This window comes from Roseovarius tolerans, assembly GCF_900109855.1.
Taxonomy (GTDB): domain Bacteria; phylum Pseudomonadota; class Alphaproteobacteria; order Rhodobacterales; family Rhodobacteraceae; genus Roseovarius; species Roseovarius tolerans.
Map to the genome: position 1 here is coordinate 1 of NZ_FOBO01000001.1, position 17,709 is coordinate 17,709.

At 64.5% G+C, this 17,709-nt stretch carries 16 protein-coding genes and 1 tRNA gene; 2 read left to right on the forward strand and 15 right to left on the reverse strand.

Features of this window, described 5'->3' with window-relative positions:
- The 4 genes from BMX04_RS00005 to BMX04_RS00020 form a co-directional block, all read right to left on the reverse strand.
- The coding region (locus BMX04_RS00005; protein ID WP_139194453.1) for a transposase at positions 1 to 252 on the reverse strand (252 nt) is incomplete at its 3' end.
- Between the two features lie 40 nt (positions 253 to 292).
- Positions 293 to 1,837: a DUF6538 domain-containing protein gene (locus BMX04_RS00010; protein ID WP_074783956.1), complete on the reverse strand. Its 1,545-nt coding sequence runs from the start codon at positions 1,835 to 1,837 to the stop codon at positions 293 to 295.
- 137 nt (positions 1,838 to 1,974) lie between these two features.
- Positions 1,975 to 2,049, reverse strand: a tRNA-Asn gene (locus BMX04_RS00015).
- A 60-nt stretch (positions 2,050 to 2,109) separates the two neighbouring features.
- Positions 2,110 to 3,042, reverse strand: coding sequence for an MBL fold metallo-hydrolase (locus BMX04_RS00020; protein ID WP_074783960.1), 933 nt, complete (start codon positions 3,040 to 3,042; stop codon positions 2,110 to 2,112).
- Between the two features lie 39 nt (positions 3,043 to 3,081).
- Here BMX04_RS00020 and BMX04_RS00025 point away from each other — a divergent pair, with 39 nt between their 5' ends.
- Positions 3,082 to 4,368, forward strand: a complete 1,287-nt coding sequence (locus BMX04_RS00025; protein WP_074783963.1) for an ATP-binding protein — start codon at positions 3,082 to 3,084, stop codon at positions 4,366 to 4,368.
- A gap of 48 nt (positions 4,369 to 4,416) precedes the next feature.
- Here BMX04_RS00025 and BMX04_RS00030 read toward each other — a convergent pair whose 3' ends face one another.
- The 11 genes from BMX04_RS00030 to BMX04_RS00080 all read right to left on the reverse strand — a co-directional run bounded on the left by BMX04_RS00030 (position 4,417) and on the right by BMX04_RS00080 (position 16,759).
- Positions 4,417 to 5,934, reverse strand: coding sequence for a DEAD/DEAH box helicase (locus tag BMX04_RS00030; protein WP_074783966.1), 1,518 nt, complete (start codon positions 5,932 to 5,934; stop codon positions 4,417 to 4,419).
- 198 nt (positions 5,935 to 6,132) lie between these two features.
- The gene (locus BMX04_RS00035) at positions 6,133 to 7,101 is read right to left on the reverse strand and encodes a glycosyltransferase family 2 protein (RefSeq protein WP_074783969.1); all 969 of its coding nucleotides are present in this window, start codon (positions 7,099 to 7,101) and stop codon (positions 6,133 to 6,135) included.
- Positions 7,102 to 7,521: 420 nt separating this feature from the next.
- On the reverse strand, positions 7,522 to 7,965 hold the full coding sequence (locus BMX04_RS00040) for a MaoC family dehydratase (protein ID WP_050663526.1): 444 nt from the start codon (positions 7,963 to 7,965) through the stop codon (positions 7,522 to 7,524).
- A 101-nt stretch (positions 7,966 to 8,066) separates the two neighbouring features.
- Entirely contained in the window at positions 8,067 to 8,939 is an 873-nt protein-coding gene (locus BMX04_RS00045; protein ID WP_074783972.1) for a TIGR01459 family HAD-type hydrolase, read from the reverse strand.
- Positions 8,940 to 9,042: 103 nt separating this feature from the next.
- Positions 9,043 to 9,546 carry a flavin reductase family protein gene (locus BMX04_RS00050; protein WP_082237726.1) on the reverse strand — a complete coding sequence of 168 codons (504 nt, stop codon included), beginning with the start codon at positions 9,544 to 9,546 and terminating at the stop codon, positions 9,043 to 9,045.
- A gap of 183 nt (positions 9,547 to 9,729) precedes the next feature.
- Entirely contained in the window at positions 9,730 to 11,106 is a 1,377-nt protein-coding gene (locus BMX04_RS00055; protein WP_050663529.1) for a TRAP transporter large permease, read from the reverse strand.
- Complete coding sequence (locus BMX04_RS00060; RefSeq protein WP_074783975.1) at positions 11,106 to 11,786, reverse strand: TRAP transporter small permease; 681 nt, start codon at positions 11,784 to 11,786, stop codon at positions 11,106 to 11,108. The genes BMX04_RS00055 and BMX04_RS00060 overlap by 1 nt, the downstream gene beginning before the upstream one ends.
- 114 nt (positions 11,787 to 11,900) lie before the next feature.
- Entirely contained in the window at positions 11,901 to 12,902 is a 1,002-nt protein-coding gene (locus BMX04_RS00065; protein WP_074783978.1) for a DctP family TRAP transporter solute-binding subunit, read from the reverse strand.
- Between the two features lie 254 nt (positions 12,903 to 13,156).
- Positions 13,157 to 14,386 carry a sigma-54-dependent transcriptional regulator gene (locus BMX04_RS00070; protein WP_074783981.1) on the reverse strand — a complete coding sequence of 410 codons (1,230 nt, stop codon included), beginning with the start codon at positions 14,384 to 14,386 and terminating at the stop codon, positions 13,157 to 13,159.
- Positions 14,383 to 16,143: a sensor histidine kinase gene (locus BMX04_RS00075; protein ID WP_074783983.1), complete on the reverse strand. Its 1,761-nt coding sequence runs from the start codon at positions 16,141 to 16,143 to the stop codon at positions 14,383 to 14,385. Before BMX04_RS00075 ends, BMX04_RS00070 begins: the two co-directional genes overlap by 4 nt.
- Positions 16,144 to 16,192: 49 nt before the next feature.
- Positions 16,193 to 16,759, reverse strand: coding sequence for a YqgE/AlgH family protein (locus BMX04_RS00080; protein ID WP_074783987.1), 567 nt, complete (start codon positions 16,757 to 16,759; stop codon positions 16,193 to 16,195).
- A 134-nt stretch (positions 16,760 to 16,893) separates the two neighbouring features.
- Here BMX04_RS00080 and BMX04_RS00085 point away from each other — a divergent pair, with 134 nt between their 5' ends.
- Positions 16,894 to 17,706, forward strand: coding sequence for a protein-disulfide reductase DsbD domain-containing protein (locus BMX04_RS00085; RefSeq protein ID WP_074783990.1), 813 nt, complete (start codon positions 16,894 to 16,896; stop codon positions 17,704 to 17,706).
- Positions 17,707 to 17,709 lie beyond the last annotated feature (3 nt).

The window sequence follows — 17,709 nt, forward strand, 5'->3', positions numbered from 1 at the left end:
TGTCGCCTGGCGGGCGGTATCCCCGGCCAGGCGTTGCTTGCCCGCCTCGAGGAATTCCTTCGACCAAGTGTAATACAGGCTCTCGCTGATACCCTCGCGTCGGCACAGCGCGGCAATGCTCTCCTCGCCGCGCAGGCCCGCCAGCACGATCCTGATCTTCTCTTCCGCCGAGTAATGCTTGCGCGTCTTGCGCTTGATCCCTTTGACCAGCTTGTCAGCCGCGTCCTTCGATGTTCCGGATTTCTTGTTCATCTTCGCTCCTTGGTGGCTGCGATGAACCAGAAATCCTCCGTTACGAAAACCTCAAATCTGTCCCATAGGCGCTGACGTCAGACAGCATGTCCCAAAGCATCTCGCCAATGGCTCGCAACACGCGCCCATGCTTGATGAAGGTGGTCACTGAAATCCGCGGTTTATGACCATTGAGACGCATTTTGTCGATCTCCTCGGCCCCGGCACCACGGGCTTCGGCGGCCGCGATGTCCTTGTCGAGCTGGGCCTCCGCGGCGTCTGCCTTTTCGATCTTTTCGAGGAGGTTGTATTTGCCACGCTCCTTCGCGGACCGTCCGTGATTGGCCGGGACGCCCCAAAAACGCTCAAGGGCATCGTTGAGCTCTTCGACGCTGACCTCGTCCACGGGCTCATCCCCAATCACGGATGGCCAGAAATCGAGGGCAAGACGAAGCTTTCCGCGGTGGTCCTCGTTGAGACGTTCCTCGACGGTCGCGCTTTTCAGTTTCTCCGGAATCTTCTTGCGCTTCTGGTCCTGCGAAAACGGCGCACGGTATCCCCAGCTCAAGAGCTCGAAATAGAGATTGATGGCCTCGACAAGCGTGATGCCTCGCTGCTTTTCCAGGACGGCCCGCGACTCCTTGGACAGCAGGCTGCGGTCGACCAGAATGCGCGGCGGACGCGCGATGATCCGGGCCTGCTGCCAGGCGCGTTCGTCATAGCCCTCCGGGCGTTCGAGCCCGGCCGGCACCACGGTCGGCGTCAGGGACGTGGTGTTGCTGAGCGATCCGCCGACATTTGTGGATGGTTCCGCCGCCTGAACGGGCTCTTCCTGCGTTACCGGAGACGTTGTCGCAGGTGCCTCGGGCGCAACCACCTCGGCACTGGCCACCGGTGCGGCGGGCAGAGGCGCCGGTGCAGGATCGGTCATGGCGAACGTTGCCGGAGCAACGGCCGCTGCCGTCGGTGGCGGGCTCGGCGCCGCATCGCGGCCACCGGCCGTCTCGACGGCACGACGGAAGAATATGGATGGCTGGTCGTAGAGGCCCTGTTGGCGCCGTGCCCGCTCCAGGCTGACATCAAGCAGAACCTTGGTGGCCTCGTAGGCCAGCGCGGTCCAGCCGTCATCGGACTCGTCGAGCGCGAGCCCGAGATGGTCGGCCACATGGCGCAGGGGATGCCGGGCCACCTCCCGATCTCCGAGATAGAGAGCCTGCCGCAGGGTGGTCTGAAGCGCCTCCTCGCGCCGCAGGTCCATCGCGGCGGCGTCCGGGCTACGCGGGCCGGCGACAGAGCGCGCGCGCTCGAACGCCTCGATCTCGAAGCGCGCGAGGCTTTCCAGCATCCTGACCTGAATTTCGGGCGCAATGGCCATCATCGCCTCCGCGTCTGCGGCGAAGACCAGGTCGCTCATCTCGGTGAGGCGGCGGGCCAGGATCTTCGCGTCGCTGAGGACGTGGAGGCGAAGCGAAAAACAAAAAAATTCTTTTTTCGGTTTTTTCTCTTCCGGGGCGCCGGATGCGTGGATACGCCGGTCCCGCAAGGACCGGGGCAGGCGTCTGCGCCAGTAATAGCCGGCGCGGCGGATTTCGAGATGGGGCGGCAAGCTCCGAGTCCGGGGCATGGACATGCCCTCCTGTGCACGTGTTGTGCACCGCCGTGTGCACTGATTTGTGCACCTCGTCGACGAGCTCCGAGTCCGAATCCCGGAAAACCAATGTTTTCAAGGGCTTGCTGGATGATTGGCTCCGGCGGTAGGGATCGAACCTACGACCAATTGATTAACAGTCAACTGCTCTACCGCTGAGCTACGCCGGAACACGAGAGCGCGTATAGCAATCCGGTCTGGAGAGGTCCAGAGGGTTTGTGACAAAAATTTCACGAATTCGCTGGTGGCGACGCGACCGGCTCGAAAAGGGTATCTGCGTCCAGTGTGCCGAGGGGGCGGGCGAGGGATTTTCCGGTCAAGTCAATGAGATGCGCGAGTACGTTGCGGCTTGCGGCGGGCAGGAGGGCGGCTGGCGTATCGGTGTAAATGCGCGCGGCGAGTGCGGCGGCGGTTTGTGGGCCATCGGCCAGGGTCGAGAGGATCTCGGCTTCGCGCATCCGCCTGTGCGCGAGGAGCCAGTCGAGCCGTGCGGCAGGGTCCGTCACCGGTGCACCGTGCCCCGGCAAGAGCACCTTGGCTGCCCGCTGTTGCAGACGGGCGCAGGAGGCCATGAACTGGGTCAGGTCACCGTCGGGCGGCGAGACCAGCGAACTGGCCCAGCCCATGACCAGATCACCGCTGAGCACCGTATCGCCCACCTCAAAGCACAGGTGATTGCCGAAATGCCCCGGTGTCCAGAGCGCGGTCACGCTCCAGCCGTCGCCCTCGACGCAGTCCTGGTCGCGCAGGTTGATATCCGGGGCAAACGCTGTATCCACGCCTTCACCGCCGCCGATTTGGGCGTTCTGCGCGATCTGTTCCATCACCGGGCTGCGCCCGGCGCGGGCATCACCAAAGGCCAGCACCGGCGCACCGGTTTCCTGTCCGAGGCGCGCGGCTAGCGGTGAGTGGTCGAGATGTGCATGTGTCACGAATATGTGGCTGATGCTCTGACCGGGGGCGAGTGCGTCGAGGATCGCGGCCAGGTGGGCGCCGCTGTCCGGGCCGGGATCGACGACCGCGATCTGGCGGTGCCCGAGGAGATAGGTATTGGTGCCCCAGAATGTCATCGGCGAGGGGTTGGGGGCGAGGATGCGGCGCAAATCGCGGCCAATCGGCTGCGCGATGCCGACGGGTGGGGCCGCTCCCTGTTCAAGTCGCATCGCTCTTCCTTCCGGTGCTCGACGGGGATAGGTTTAGCCATGTCCAAACGCATCCTCAAACGCTATCTGCCACGCGGTCTCTATGCCCGGGCGACACTTATCCTGCTGCTGCCGGTGATCACGCTGCTGCTGGTGGTCTCTCTGGTCTTTGCGCAGCGCCTGTTCGACGATGTGACGCAGCAGATGGTGAAGACGGTCGCGCGCGAGGTGCGGCTGGTGCTGGACGAGCCGGAGGGCAGCCCGGTGGCCGACGCGCTGGAAATCGAGCGCCGCCGGGTTTCCGAGGCCGATATGCCCGCGACCGACAGCTATGACTGGTTCGACATTTCGGGCGTCGTGGCGGTGCGCGAATTGCGCGGTTATTTCCCCGACCTGGCGCGTGTTTCGCTCTCGGACAGCCAGGTGGTGATGCTGTATTTCCAAGATGGCGCGGCGGTTACGGAGCTGAGTTTCGACCGGCGCAGGGTATCGGCGCGGCGGCCCTATCAGGTTCTGGTCAACCTCGCCTTTTACGGCATCCTGATGACCGCTGTGTCATATTTCTACATGCGCAAGCAGCTGCGGCCCATTTCACGGCTTGCCGAGGCGGCAGAGGCCTTTGGGCGCGGGCGGCATGTGCCGTACCGGGCCGCCGGGGCGCTGGAGGTGCGGGCGGCGGGGAATGCCTTTGTCGATATGCGCGCGCGGCTGGAGCGGCAGATCGAGCAGCGCACCTTGATGCTGTCCGGGGTCAGCCATGACCTGAGAACACCGCTGACGCGGCTGCGGCTGAGCCTTGCGATGCTGGATGAGGACGAGGCTGCGCCGATGCTGCGCGATGTTGTTGAAATGGAGCGCCTGCTGGAGGGGTTTCTGGCCTTTGCGCGCGGGGCTCATGGGGCAGAGCCCGAACCGGTGGACCCGGTCGCTCTCGTGCGTCAGGTCGTCGAGGATGCGCAGCGCGCGCAGAGCCCCGTCACCCTGATCGAGGCACATGGCGAGGGGCAGATCGCCTTGCGGGCCGAGAATATCCGCCGCGCGGTCGAAAACCTGATCGGCAATGCGGTGCGATATGGAACACGCGCGGACGTGTCCGTGACGATGACCGACAAATCGTTGCGCATTCGGGTCGAGGATGACGGGCCGGGGATTTCGCCCGAGAACCGGGAGGAGGCGGTCAAGCCCTTCGCCCGGCTGGACCCTGCGCGGAACCAGAATCGCGGGACCGGCGTGGGGCTGGGCCTGTCGATCGTGCTGGACGTGGCGCGCGCCCATGGCGGCACGCTGCGGCTTGGGGAAAGCGAGCGGTTGGGCGGGCTTTGCGCGGATATCGTGATTGCCCGCTAGCCTTGGGGTGCAAGCCGTCGTCAGACGGCTTGCGGTGGCTGGTCCCGGTCAGCCGACGCGACGTTCGTCGAAGCTGAGCGCGATGAAGCTGGGCATGTGATCGCCCATGCCCACCACCTTGCTGCCCTGATCGCCGCCACGACCTGCGCCACTGCGGCCGGAGCCGCCGCTGCGGCCACGGCCCTGGCTGCGCTCCTGGCCACGGTCCTGGGGCTTGTCTTGCGACTTGTCCTGGGGTTTGGCTTGGGGCTTGGGCTCTGCCTTCGGCGTCTCGGGGGGAGTTTCGGCCTGCACCTCGACAGGGGCCTCCTGCGGCGCGTCGGCCTTCTTGCGGCTGACCGTGCGGCTACGGCTGCGGCTCGGCTTGGCGGGCTTGTCCTCCGCCTCGGCCTCGACCGGCGTGTCGCTGCCCGCGGATTGCACCGGGCTGTCGAGCCGCGGGATCTCTTTCTGGAGCAGCGCCTCGATCGCGGCAAAGTTCTTCTCATCGCGCGGATTGCAGATCATCATCGCCTTGCCCGAGCGCCCGGCGCGGCCGGTGCGGCCGATGCGGTGGACGTAATCCTCGGCATGGCTGGGCACGTCGTAGTTGAACACATGGCTGACCGCCGGCACATCGAGGCCGCGCGCGGCCACATCCGAGGCGACGAGAATTTTCAGGTCCCCGGCGCGGAATTGATCGAGGGTGCGCGTGCGCTGGCTCTGATCGAGGTCGCCATGGATGGGGGCCGCGTCATAGCCGTTTTTCTTTAGCGATTTGGCGACCACATCCACGTCGATCTTGCGATTGCAAAACACGATCGCGTTGGTGCAGGCCTCGCCCTCGCCGTCGATCAGAGCACGCAGAACAGCGCGTTTTTCGCTATCGGCGCGGTCGCGGCGGGTGGCCTTGATCATCACCACGCCCTGCTCGATGGTCTCGGATGCCGTTGCCTGACGGGCAACCTCGACCCGCGCGGGGGCCGACAGGAACGTGTTGGTGATGCGCTCGATCTCGGGGGCCATGGTGGCCGAGAAAAAGAGCGTCTGCCGGGTGAACGGCGTGAGGCTGAAAATCCGTTCGATATCGGGGATGAAGCCCATGTCGAGCATGCGGTCGGCCTCGTCCACCACCATGATCTGCACGCCGGTGAGCAACAGCTTGCCGCGTTCGAAATGGTCGAGCAACCGGCCCGGTGTGGCGATCAGGACATCGACGCCCTTGTCAATCAGCTTGTCCTGCTCCTTGAAGCTGACCCCGCCGATCAGCAGCGCCTTGGTCAGTTTGAGATGCTTGGAATAGGTGTCGAAATTCTCGGCCACCTGCGCCGCCAATTCGCGGGTCGGGCACAGCACCAGACTGCGCGGCATGCGTGCGCGGGCGCGTCCCCGCGACAGCAGCGACAGCATCGGCAGGGTGAAGCCTGCGGTCTTGCCGGTGCCGGTCTGGGCAATGCCCAGAACGTCGCGCCCTTCGAGGGCCGGGGGAATGGCACCCGCCTGAATGGGGGTGGGGGTTTCGTATCCCGCTTCCTCGATCGCCTTGAGGACTTTGGGGTTGAGATTCAGGTCTGAAAATTTGGTCATGCGTATCCGTGGTTTACGGACACAATCCTGGCCCGTACGTCTGTCGCCGGGTCAGGCCCCTCCTGGGCCTGTGGTTCTCCACATGGGTGACCCGCTGCGCGTCCCATACCTGAAGCGCCGGGTGCGGTCAATGACATGCCTCCGAGGTGCCAGGGCAATGGCCCGAGGGGCCGCAGATTGTGTATGAATTCGAAACAATCAGACGAAACCGGCGAAGTGCTTTTGCCGTTTTTCATCGAGCGCGAGGGGAATGGAATGCAGGGCCCCATGTGCTGCGAGGCGTGCACGCAGGGCAGGGGAGGCGACGCAGACCTCGTCGTAAAAGCTGCGCAGCGCCGTCTCGCCGCCCTCGTCCTCGAGCATCCTGAACAAGCCGTGCATGTTGAGCCCGCCACCACCGGGCTGCGGCGCGGGTTTGAGGCTGTCGCGGTAGGAGCCCTGTTCGAGGCGAAAGCGATAGGCGGCCTGCCAATCCTCCCACGAGGGGGCGTGGAGATGGCAGAGATGCGTGTCGGACAATTCTGCGGGCGCGTCATCCATCACCTTGTCCCGGAAGGCGTTGTGGATGCGCAGGCTGATGTCGGGCAGGCCGGTGCGGACAAACACCTTGCCCGCCACATGGCTGAGAAAGCCGCCGTTGAGATGCGGGCCGTAGGTGGGATAGATGGCGTTGGTCTGCTCGCGGCGGGGCATCTGCAACAGGGCGCAGGACTTGAACCAGTGCGTACCCGCTGCCGGAGGATCGACGGGGTCGGGGGCGAGCGCCTCGATGGGGCGGATGCGGGCGCTGAGCGTGTCCTCGGGCAAGGCGGCCAGTTGCGCGGGCAGGGGGCTGGCAGGCCAGAGGAATTCATCCACGTCGATATGCGCGAGCCAATCGACCTGCGGGCGTTTGTTGAGGCAATGGGTGGCGTTGAGGCTCTGGCGCGGCTGGTGCCGGTCCGGGCGTCCCTTGCGGCGACGGCGATGCCAGTAGTCGTCGTCACATAGGATCACCCGGCATTTGGGATGCGCGCGCAGCGCCGCCTCGGCCTGCGGGTTGGGCGCGTCGAGATAGACATGCACCCGGTGCGCGCCCAGATCGAGGTGATGGGCGGCGAAATTCAGGATGTCTTTGGTGGGGGCCTTGATCGTGGCGACAAGGCCCCATGTGGGGGACGGGCTCATGTGCGGAGCATGCGGCGTGGCGTGGTGCTGCGCAAGGGCAGAGCTGTGCTGAGTGTCTGGTGCAATCTATCGGGTGGGCGATTTCAGGCGCGTCCGGGGGCGGTGGATGGGGATCGGCGGGGCGATTGGCCTGTTGCTGCCGTTGGATCAAGGCACCCGCGCGAAACGCACCGAAGGTGCCGCGCGATCGCCGGGCCGTCCCGCGGCCTGGCGATATGATAGGGCGCGCAACGTGTTGAGTTTAGAATGACTTGGCTGGGATAAAGTGCGGGCATCAGCCGTTGCGTCGCCAGTCCCCGGCCCTGCGACCGCGCGGCACCTTCTTGCAAAGTTGTAATGTCCGCAAATGGCCAATTGCACACGTGATGCCGTGCAAAAAAGAGCATGGCGCGAAGCCGCGCGGCGGCGATCAGCAGTGGCTCAGTCGAACTTGCGCGACGGCGCGAGCACGGTGGCTTCGCCGATCAGCACCTTCTTGCCCTCGACCAGACAACGGCAATCAAGCTGCACGCGGCGCTTGCCGTGGTCGATGCCCACGACCTCGACCTCGGCATGGACCATGTCGCCGGGGCGCACGGGCGCGAGGAATTTCAGCGTCTGGCCCATATAGACCGTGCCATGACCCGGAAGCTGCTCACCGATCACCGCCGAGATCAGCCCGGCGGTGAGCATGCCATGCGCGATGCGCCCCTCGAAGATCGTGTCCTGCGCATAGGCGTCATCCAGATGCACCGGATTGTGGTCGGTCGAGACCTCGGCGAACATCTCGATATCGCGGTCGGTCACGACTTTGCGCAGGTGGCGCGTCATGCCCATTTCGATATCCTCGATACAGATCGTGCCGCGCGGCATATTATCCAACATCTCCGCCCTCCGCAGGGTTTGCCGTGTAACATTCAGGCGCTTTCACGCCCGCAATTGGAATTTTATTACTTTGCGGATGCAGAAAAAGCAAGTGGTTTCTGTCAGCGCAGGAACCCTATCGCGTAGGTTGGAGAGGTCATTTCCCTTTCAAGATAATCAGTTAGCGCATTTTCCTCGGGCTGGTGCGACGTTTTGGTCTCCTTCGCGGCGAGACCGCCGGTGATGAAAAGAGAATCGATATCCTCGCCCATGGCCCCCTTGATGTCGGTCTGCACGCCGTCGCCGATGGCAAGGATGCGGTGGCTCTCTACGTCGCGCCCGAGGGCCGAGAGCCGCCGCCGCGCAAGATCGTAGATCGGTGGATGCGGCTTGCCGAAATAGAGGCTCTCGCCTCCCATCTCGGTGTAAAGCTGCGCCAATGCGCCGGCGCACCATTCCCGGGTTTCGCCGCGATCCACGACGAGATCGGGATTGGCGCAGAGCAGCTTGAGGCCCTTTTGCTTGGCATAGAGGAATTGCGGCCGCATCTCGGCGGGGTCGGCATGGGGATCGAAGGGACCGGCGCAGACGATGCCATCGGCCTCTTCCAGTGGCACGCGGGTGACCTCGACCGGGTCCTCGATGATCTGGAGCGGCTCGAAGAAGCTCTCGTCATGGGACTGTCCGATGAACCACAGCTTTTGCCCCACGACACCGCGGAACATCGCCGCGCGGGCGCTGTCACCGGAGGTGGCGATGCTGTCCCAGGCATCGGTCGGCACGCCGAACCCGTCGAGTTGCCGTGCCACCGCGTCGCGGGCGCGCGGCGCGTTGGTCACCAGAATCACCGTGCCGCCCGCCCTGCGATAGGCCTGCAAGGCGGTGAAGGCATCAGGCAGGGCACGCACGCCGTCATGCACGCATCCCCAGAGATCGACAAAGAGCGCGTCGTAACGGTCGGATACCTCATGCAGGTCGGTGATGATACGGGTCATGGGCGCGTCTCCTTGGCTGGGTCGCGCGCAGATATGGCAGGGGCCGCGCGGTTTGGCCAGCCGTGGGATTCGAGTATTTTCGCCATAAAGAAACGGGAAGGCGTCAGTCGCGATGCGGACGCACGATGTGGTAGTCGCCGCTCAGATAGGTCAGCGGACGCTCGCCGGTATTGCTGAGCCGGGTGACCTGTCCGATGCAGATCGCGTGGCTGCCATGGATCATCCGTTCGGTGAGCGTGCAGGAAAAGGCGGTGGCGCGCGGCAGGATGGGGCCATGCGCGTCGGCCTCGAAGGACAGCCCGGCAAACCGGTCCTCGGCATTGTCGGGCGAGGGCCCGGCAAAGGCGCGGGCCACTTCGACAGCATGTTCCGGCAGGATATTCACGCAAAAGGCGCGGTTTTCGGCCACGGTGGAGGCGATCCGGCTGTCGGTGCGCAGACAGACCAGAACCGAGGGCGGATCGGCCGAGAGCGAGGTGAAGGCGCTTACGGTCGCGCCTGCACGCCCTGCAGGACCGTCGGTCGTGACCACGGTGACGGTGCTTGCGACCTGCCGCATGGCCGCAAGGAATGCGTCACGTTCCACGCTCGGGGTCTCTTGGGTCACGCGTCTCTCCTCGAACTGGGGTCAGGCCTTTGGGTAGCGATGAAACAGGGCGGGGTAAAGACGTCACCGCGACGGCGCAGGTAGCGCGGGGTGCACCGCATTCCAACCGCAAATCCGCAGCTTGGATGAAAAACGCCACGCGAAGTTTCCCTCGCGTGGCGGATGACGCACGGTCTGTTCGCGTCAGTTGGTTATGATCTCCGGCCCCATGAAGGTGTTGGGCAGGAAGGTCGATAGCCACGGGATATAGGTGACCATGATCAGGAACACGAAGAGCACCGCAAGGAAGGGCAGGGCGGCACGCACCACGGCCATCATCGGCATGCCCGCCACGCCGGAAGTGACGAAGAGGTTGAGCCCCACGGGCGGCGTGATCATCCCGATTTCCATGTTCACCACCATGATGATGCCGAGGTGAATGGGGTCGATGCCAAGCTCGATGGCGATCGGAAAGACCAGTGGCGCCACGATCACCAAGAGGCCCGAGGGCTCCATGAACTGCCCGCCGATGAGCAGGATCACGTTGACCACGATCAGGAACATCACCGGGCCGAAGCCCGCCCCGAGCATCGCGTTGGCGATGCTTTGCGGGATCTGTTCGTCGGTCAGCACGTGTTTCAGGATCAGTGCGTTGGCGATGACGAAAAGCAGCGTCACCGTCAGCCTGCCCGCCTCGAACAGCGTTTTCTTGGTGTCGGGGTGGACAAAGGCGGTGATGAGCGCGTGCGGCTTGCGCAAGAGGCTCGTGTTCTTGCCGTCGCCGGTGGTGGCGAGCGGCCCCATGTCGCGGTAGATGAAGCAGGCGATGAAGAAGGAATAGACTGCCGCCACCGCCGCGGCCTCTGTGGGCGTGAAGATGCCGCCATAGATGCCGCCCAGGATGATTACGATCAGGAACAGGCCCCAGCCCGCCTCGCGGCCCGAGGCCCAGATTTCACCCCAGCCCTGCCAGTCGCCCTTTGGCAGGTCGCGGATCTTGGCGATGACATAGATCGTGGTCATCAGCATGAATCCCGCGAGCAGGCCCGGGATGACCCCCGCAAGGAACATCCGCCCCACCGACACATCGACCGAGGCGGCATAGACCACCATCACGATGGAGGGCGGAATGAGGATGCCGAGCGTGCCGGCGTTACAGATCACACCGGCGGCGAATTCCTTGGTATAACCGACCTGACGCATGCCCGCGATGACGATCGTGCCGATGGCCACAACGGTCGCGGGGGACGACCCCGACAGTGCGGCGAAGAGCATGCAGGCAAAGACCCCCGCAATCGCCAGTCCGCCCGGCAGGTGCCCGACGCAGGCGATGGAGAAGCGGATGATCCGCTGTGCCACGCCGCCCGTGGTCATGAAGGCCGAAGCGAGGATGAAGAACGGGATCGCGAGCAGGGTGTAGTGGCCGACGAAGGCTTCGAGCAGGGTGCCTGCGACCGAGGCGAGTGAACTTTCGGAATAGATCAGCAGGAAGATGGTCGAGCTGAGGCCGAGCGAAATGGCGATCGGCACGCCGATCAGCAGAAGCCCGATCACCATGGAAAAGAGCAGGACGACATCCATCAGTTGGATCCTCCCTGCTCGTCGCGCGCATGTCCGGCGCGGATCTCGTCAAGCTCGTCCTCGACCTCGTGGCTGGCGACCAGACGATCCACATCGCCGCGCCAGATCGCGACGGCCACTTGCGAAAAGCGCAGCACGAGCAGCAGTGCGGAGATCGGCAGCACGATATAGGGAACGACCTTGGGCAGTTTCTCGTAGGTTTCGCCGTAGTTGATCATGTCCTCCAGAAAACGGAAGACGCCGACCATCGGCACGTCCTGCACCTCGTAGAAGCTCTGGCTGCGGGCGCTCATGTCGAAGCCTGTCGGGAACCAGCGCCCCGAGGTGGGGGGCAGATCGGCAAAGACCGCCCAGTAATCGTAGCAGCCCTTGAGCAGCAGCAGTGAAAACATGAGGCACGCCGCGACCGAGATCAGCGCAAGCACGCGGCGCGCGGGTGGCGACACCATGTTTAGGATCGCGTCCACCCCCAGATGCGCGTGTTTCTTGACCGCGTAGGAGGCCCCCAGAAGCACCAGCCAGCCGAACATGAACACCGTCAGTTCCAATGCCCAGAGGATATTCGAGTTGAATACGTAGCGCGTCACCACATTGGCGAAGGTGATGAGTGTCATCAGTCCGAGCAGCGCGGCGATCACCGTCTCCTCGATCTGGTCGATTAGCCCAGTCTTGTGCTGCATCGTCCCGGTTCCCTGATCTTGCAGAAGTCTGTTGCAGGTCGGGCGGGCCACGGGGGCCCGCCCGATACTGATACCGATGCCCCGATGATCCGGGGCGGCACCGTCAATGCAGGTTTACGAGCTGCTGTTCGAAGCGACGGCCGCGTCGATATTCTCGGCACCGACATCGCCCTCGAACTGCTCCCAGACGGGCTTCATCGTCTCGACCCATTTCTCGCGCTGCTCGGGCGTCAGCTGACGCACCACGCCGCCGGCGTCGATGATCGCCTGCTTGGCGTCCTGATTGACCTTGGAGGACTCGCTGTTGCGGGTCTCGGTCACTTCGGCGACAATAGTCAGGAACTGATCGCGCACATCCGCATCAAGGCTGTCGAGCCAGTCGACGCTGGTCACCAACAGGTAGTCGATGATGCCGTGATTGGTCTCGGTGATGCCGTCCTGCACCTCGAAGAACTTCTTGCCGTAGATGTTGGACCAGGTGTTTTCCTGCCCGTCCACAACGCCCTGCTGCAGCGCACCGTAGACCTCGGAAAAGGCCATCTTCTGCGGGCTGCCGCCGATCGCTTCCATCTGTGCGACGAGAACGTCCGAGGACTGAACGCGGAACTTCAGGCCCTCGGCATCCGACGGTTCCAGCAGCGGCACGTTGGCAGACATCTGCTTCATGCCGTTGTGCCAGTAGGCGAGGCCCTGAAGGCCGCGGCGCTGCATGCTGTCGAGCATCGCCTGACCGGTCTCGGAGGCCTGGAAGCGGTCGACCGCATTCACGTCCGAGAACAAAAAGGGCAGGTCGAAGAGGCGGAACTGCTTGGTGAACTTCTCGAATTTCGAGAGGCTCGGTGCGGCAAGTTGCACGTCGCCCTGCAGCATCGACTCGAGCACCTTGTCGTCATTGTAGAGCGTGGAGTTCGGATAGACCTCCATGCACATTGTGCCGTTCATCTCTTCGTTGACGCGGCTTTCCAGCATCGACGCGGCGATGCCCTTGGGGTGCTTGTCGGTGTTGGTGACGTGGCTGAACTTGACGACGATCTCTCCATCGTCACAGGCGGCCATCGCGGCGCCTGCGCCAACGGTCAGGGCCATTGCCGATACGGCAGCGGTCAGGAATTTCATGTTGGTCTCCTCCCATGGATTTTTGTAGGTTCCGAAACGCCCGGTTCGGGGCGCGGTGACGCTATGGTGAGAGAATCACGCGCGCCGCTCAAGGCTTGCGTGATTTTAGGGCGCGCTGCCTGATTTTTGGCCTTATATCAGGTGTTTGCAGGGCAATTTTCACATGGCCGCTTTGCGCCTGCAGCATAGCTTGTGCGGTAATCCGCACGTGGCCTTGGGGGCTTGTGCGGATTTCCGCACAGGTTGGGCGTGGATCAGCGGCGGTAATCCTCGGGGCGAATCCCGTAGCGCGCCAGCTTGTCGTAGAAGGTCTTGCGCGGCAGCTTGAGCGCCTGCGCGGCTTGCGCTGCGCGCCCGTTCTGCCGCCCGAGGGCCGCGACCAGCAGCGAGCGTTCCACCCGCGCCATCTGTTCCGTGAGCCCGAGTTCCGCCGCTTCCGCCGCGTTGTCGGGCATGCCCAGCACGAAGCGCATCGCCGCGGACATCAGCGAGCGGGCGTTACCGGGCCAATCCTGCGCCATGAGTGCTGCGAGGTGATCGGGGCTGATTTCGGGGGACGAGAGCCCGGCCTGCTCGGCCGCCTGTGCGACGTAGTGGCGAAAGAGGACGGGTATATCCTCGGGCCGCTCCGACAGGGCCGGGATGCGCACGCGCAGCACCTCCAGCCGGTAGAAGAGATCGGCGTTGAAGCGCCCTTCGGCGGCGGCCTGCCCGAGATTGGCGGTGCTGCCCGCAATGAGCCGCGCCTCGCCCCCCGGGTCGAGCCGTTCGAGCAGCGCATACTGGCTCGCCGTGGGCAGAGCCAAGATCTCGTCGAGGAAGAGATTGCCGCCTGCCGTCTGCGCATAGGCGGTCTCGAGCGCCTGTGGATCGAGCCCCGCCGCCGCGCGCTTGACGAAAGGGCCACTCGCGCCTTGCGACATCAGGTGGATGACCTCGGCCACCTTGGACACGCCTGCGCCGGGTGGGCCGGTGACCAGCACTTCGGTGCCCGCGCGCGCCGCCTGCCGCACGGTCTGGCGCATGTCCTCTGCCAGTTGCGAGGTGCCGAACAGCATGCGCGCCGCCGGGTCGCCGGTTTCAAGCTGCGCCTTCAGGCGGCGGTTCTCCAGTACCAGACGCCGGTTCTTGAGCGCGCGGTCCAACACCGGGATCAGCTGATCCGGTGCGCAGGGCTTTTCAAGGAAATCGAAGGCGCCTTCGCCCATGGCCTTGACCGCCATCGGGATGTCGCCTTCGCCGGTCAGCAGGATCACCGGCAATTCATCATCCAAGGCGCGGGTATAGCTGAGCAGGTGAAACCCGTCGCGCCCCGGCATGCGGATATCCGACAGGATCACGCCGGAAAAATCGGGCGCGATATGGTCCTTGGCCTCGATGAAGGAGCCGACGGCGCGCACCCGGTATTCGGCCAGTTCCAGCGTCTGTGTCAGCGCCTCGCGGACCGGGCGGTCGTCATCCACCACAAGCACCTCGCCGCTCATGCCGCACCCTCCTGTTGCTCTGTCCATGGCTCCAGCTCGACGGTGAATTCCGCGCCGCGCGAGGTGTTGGCCCCGGTGATCTTGCCGCCGAAACTCTGGACGAGGCCATAGGAGATCGAGAGGCCCAGCCCCATGCCGTCGCCCGCGCCGACGAGTTTCGTGGAATAGAACGGGTCGAAAATCTTTTCCGGCTCCTCGATGCCGGGCCCGGTATCAGACAGACGCAGCGTGACCGGCGCACCGTCGGTGAGGGTGATCGAGAGGCGGCGCGCGTCGCTTTCGGACATGGCATCGGCGGCGTTGGTGATGAGGTTGAGCACGACCTGGCCAAGCCGCACATCGCCGCCGCGCACGGGTACCGGATGCGCGGGGGGCTGCCAGTCCACCTCTATGCCATCGCTGGCCAGTCGCTCGCCAGTCATCTCGAGTGCGGTTTGCACCACCTGCACCATATCGACGCGGGTCACCGGTTCATTCTCGTTGCGCACGAAGGCGCGCAGGTTGCGGATGATGCGGCTCATCCGGTGGGCCATCTCGTCGATGCGGGTGAGGTTCTCGGCGGCCTTCTCGGGTGTGCCGCGTTGCAGGAACGCGCCGCCATTGGCGGCGAATTGCCGGATCGCCATCAGCGGCTGGTTGAGTTCGTGGCTGATCCCGGCGCTCATCTTGCCAAGCGCGCTGAGCTTGCCAGCCTGCACCAGTTCAGCCTGTGCGCGGCGCAGTGCGGCCTCGGCCTCCTGCCGCTCGCGGATTTCGCGGCGCAGGGCGAGGTTGGTCTCGGTGAGGCTTGCCGTGCGGTCGGCCACGCGCCGCTCTAGCTCGGCATTGGCGCGGGCCAGCGTGCGGCGGCGTTCCTGCGCAAAGAGCAGCAGCGCGCCGAAAAACAAGAGCATCCCGCCCACGGCACCGGCCTGCAACATCGCGATGCGCCGCGCCGGGGCCACATCGACCAGTGCGGCCCCGGTCATGCCGATCCGCGGCAGCGCCTCGCTCACCTGTAGCGCGCGGCGCGGCAGGTAGGGGCCAAGGTCGATCTGCCAGATTTCATGCGGGCCGCTGCGGTTTTGTGCAAAGCGGATCGGTGCGCCACCGGGCGGCACCAGCTGCGCCGCGCCGGGCACCTTGCCCCAGCCCAGCAGTTCGGAGCGGTTGGACATGAAGACGCGGCCCGCCTCATCCACCAGGAACACGGCCGTCTGCAAGCCGCGCCAACCAAATTCTACATTCTCGGCATTGGCCACGCTGATCAACGCCCCGTTCACCCTGCCATCAGCCCCGAACGAGGGGGCGGCGAACTGAAATATCCGGCTGTCGCCTGCAGGCTGCATGGCATGGGTCGTGCCAAGCGCGCCGTCCATTGCACGGGCAAAGGCGGCAGAGCCGGTCAGGTTCTGCGGAAGGGCACCGCGCGTGCCTGCCAGAAGATTTCCGGCGGCGTCGACAAAGTAGAGACCGGCAGCCCCGGTCCGGTCCGCCGATGCGGTCAGCAGGCGATTGGCCGCCGCTTCCTGATGCGGCACGCTCGATCCGGTCAGAACCGTGAGCGTCGGGTGATCGGCCAGGGCCACCGCCTGATCGCGGTAGCGTTGCAGGTCCGAGACCAGCCCGCCCAAAACCAGTGACATATCCGCCGTGCCCCGGCGCGAGAGCGCGTCGAGCGCCTGACTGTAGCCGTATTTCCACACAGAGCCGGTGATCAGGGCGACGACCAGCAGAATGGGAAGCACCAGCATGATGCGGGGGGCAGCGCGGAACATGGTCGGTAATCTATCAGCGCGTGACAGATGTTGACCAGCAGCAATCCGCTCAGGCGCGCCCGGCATCGGAGGACAGCATCAGGGACGACACGCCGAGGCGCGACAGGGCGGCCTCCCACTTGTCGGTATCGGCGGTGGCAAAGACCAGATCCTTGTCGGCCTCGCAGGTCAGCCAGCCATTATCCGCAATCTCGGCCTCGAGTTGACCCGGCCCCCATCCAGCATAGCCAAGCGCAAGGAGCGCATGTGTCGGACCGCGCCCGTCGGCGAGGTCTTCGAGGATATCGAGCGTCGCGGTCATCGCGAAGGCATCGTCGATATCGAGTGTCGAGATCGCGGAATGATAGCCGTAATCATGCAGCACAAAGCCGCGCCCATGTTCCACCGGGCCACCGAAATGCACCGGAAGGTCGCGCAAGTCGGGGCCGGGCGTGATCTCCAGCTGTTCGAGCAGGTCGCGCATGCGCAATTCCTGTGTCGGTTTGTTGATGATCAGCCCCATCGTGCCGTCCTCGGAATGGGCACAGAGAAACACCACCGCATTGGCAAAGCGGGGATCGCCCATTTCGGGCATCGCGATAAGGATTTTTCCTGTCAGATCGGTCGCTTCCGTCACGTGTTGCCCCTTCTGCTCATGGCCCCAGAATGGGGGCAGGGACAGCCCGGTGCAAGACGGGTGTTAAAATCGTGGCAAGATTTCTCTCTTGAATGTGAGTTGGCATTTCCGTCGAAATCCCCCATTTGAAGGACATGTTCAAATCCCTGTTCGTGCCTCTCCTGATCGCCGTCATGTCGCTCGCCTCGCCGGGGGCGGCCCAATCTGCCGATGACATGGTCAGCGTCTCGGTGCTGCCGGGATGGCAGATGTCCGACGGTCGGCACATGGCCGCGTTGCGGTTTCGCCTCGAGGACGGGTGGAAGACCTATTGGCGCGCGCCGGGTGACGCGGGCATACCGCCCCGGTTCGACTGGCGCGGGTCGCAAAACCTGTCGCAGGTGGAAATCATCTGGCCCACCCCCGAGCAGACGATAACCAACGGCATGCGCACGATCGGCTATACCCATGATCTCGTTTTGCCGGTGCGATTGACGCCGAAACAGGCGAATGTGCCGATCTCGCTGTCGGCTGAGATGGAAATCGGCGTTTGCAGCGATATCTGCGTGCCGGTCGAGATCGGCGTTGGGCTGGATCTGCCGCTTGGGTCCGGTGATCGCGATCCGCGCATTACAGCAGCCCTTGCCGCCCGCCCCTACACGGCAGCGGAGGCGGGCGTCGGGCGGGTCGCCTGTTCGGTCACGCCGATTGCCGGTGGCGGTCTGCGCCTAGTGGCACAGATCGACATGGAGCAGATGGGCGCACAGGAACTGGTGGTGCTCGAGACCGACAATGCCGACCTCTGGGTTGCGCAGACGAACACCAAGCGCAGTGGCGCCATGTTGCAGGCCGAGACCGAGATGCACCATGTCGAGGGGCGCGGCTTCCTGCTGGATCGGTCGGGGTTGCGGCTGACGGTGCTGAGCACGGGCGATGCCGTGGACATCCGGGGCTGTCCCAGCCCCTGACGC

Excerpts from the sequence above, each read along its gene's own strand:
- BMX04_RS00020 (WP_074783960.1), bottom strand. The coding sequence starts at position 3,042 with ATGCGACTTGAACAGGGAGCGGCCCCACCCGTCGGCATCGCGCAGCCG.
- BMX04_RS00025 (WP_074783963.1), top strand. The coding sequence starts at position 3,082 with ATGTCCAAACGCATCCTCAAACGCTATCTGCCACGCGGTCTCTATGCC.
- BMX04_RS00030 (WP_074783966.1), bottom strand. The coding sequence starts at position 5,934 with ATGACCAAATTTTCAGACCTGAATCTCAACCCCAAAGTCCTCAAGGCG.
- BMX04_RS00035 (WP_074783969.1), bottom strand. The coding sequence starts at position 7,101 with ATGAGCCCGTCCCCCACATGGGGCCTTGTCGCCACGATCAAGGCCCCC.
- BMX04_RS00040 (WP_050663526.1), bottom strand. The coding sequence starts at position 7,965 with ATGTTGGATAATATGCCGCGCGGCACGATCTGTATCGAGGATATCGAA.
- BMX04_RS00045 (WP_074783972.1), bottom strand. The coding sequence starts at position 8,939 with ATGACCCGTATCATCACCGACCTGCATGAGGTATCCGACCGTTACGAC.
- BMX04_RS00055 (WP_050663529.1), bottom strand. The coding sequence starts at position 11,106 with ATGGATGTCGTCCTGCTCTTTTCCATGGTGATCGGGCTTCTGCTGATC.
- BMX04_RS00060 (WP_074783975.1), bottom strand. The coding sequence starts at position 11,786 with ATGCAGCACAAGACTGGGCTAATCGACCAGATCGAGGAGACGGTGATC.
- BMX04_RS00065 (WP_074783978.1), bottom strand. The coding sequence starts at position 12,902 with ATGAAATTCCTGACCGCTGCCGTATCGGCAATGGCCCTGACCGTTGGC.
- BMX04_RS00070 (WP_074783981.1), bottom strand. The coding sequence starts at position 14,386 with ATGAGCGGCGAGGTGCTTGTGGTGGATGACGACCGCCCGGTCCGCGAG.
- BMX04_RS00075 (WP_074783983.1), bottom strand. The coding sequence starts at position 16,143 with ATGTTCCGCGCTGCCCCCCGCATCATGCTGGTGCTTCCCATTCTGCTG.
- BMX04_RS00085 (WP_074783990.1), top strand. The coding sequence starts at position 16,894 with ATGTTCAAATCCCTGTTCGTGCCTCTCCTGATCGCCGTCATGTCGCTC.